Annotated in this window: 1 protein-coding gene; it reads right to left on the bottom strand. The window is 39.5% G+C overall.

Annotated elements, in window-relative coordinates; translation table 11 throughout:
- Positions 1-23: 23 nt before the first annotated feature.
- Complete coding sequence (locus A5N85_RS13410; protein WP_072577616.1) at positions 24-380, bottom strand: IS630 transposase-related protein; 357 nt, start codon at positions 378-380, stop codon at positions 24-26.
- Positions 381-440 lie beyond the last annotated feature (60 nt).

The raw sequence follows: 440 nt of genomic DNA, 5'->3' as shown, positions 1-440 counted from the left end.
TTTGTCTTGAGCGGTCTTATCTACTATTTGTTCTTGAAAGTGCTCTCTTTTCTCTGTGTCGGCTTTTGGATGTTGGTTAATCTTTTTTTATGCGTTATCTTTAGTCGCTTTAGAGCATAACAAATCGCTGATTGCGAGCAATTAAAACGTCTAGCGCTTTCCCATTGGTAATCATCAGGATACTGCTCAATATCCTTAAGCAAGGCTCCATCATCAATCTTTGAGGGCTTACGCTCAGTAAAGCCTTTAGGATGGGGATTTTTAATCCAGCTATAGACGGTGAATTTGCTGATCTTGTAGCGCTTTGCAACAGCGCGCCAAGTTTCTCCATTAGCAATATCGTTAAGAATTTTCTGTCGGAATTGGCGGCAGTAGGTCATAGGATATGCTCAGTTTGTTTTTGATAATTCTACTACAAGTTGTTCTTTATATCTGCTTTG

It is taken from the genome of Suttonella ornithocola (assembly GCF_001889065.1).
Lineage (GTDB): Bacteria > Pseudomonadota > Gammaproteobacteria > Cardiobacteriales > Cardiobacteriaceae > Suttonella_A > Suttonella_A ornithocola.
This window is presented reverse-complemented; position numbering and strand designations above follow the sequence as displayed.

What these genes read in the sequence shown, in the direction of transcription:
- A5N85_RS13410 (WP_072577616.1), bottom strand. Translation starts at nt 380, where the DNA reads ATGACCTACTGCCGCCAATTCCGACAGAAAATTCTTAACGATATTGCT.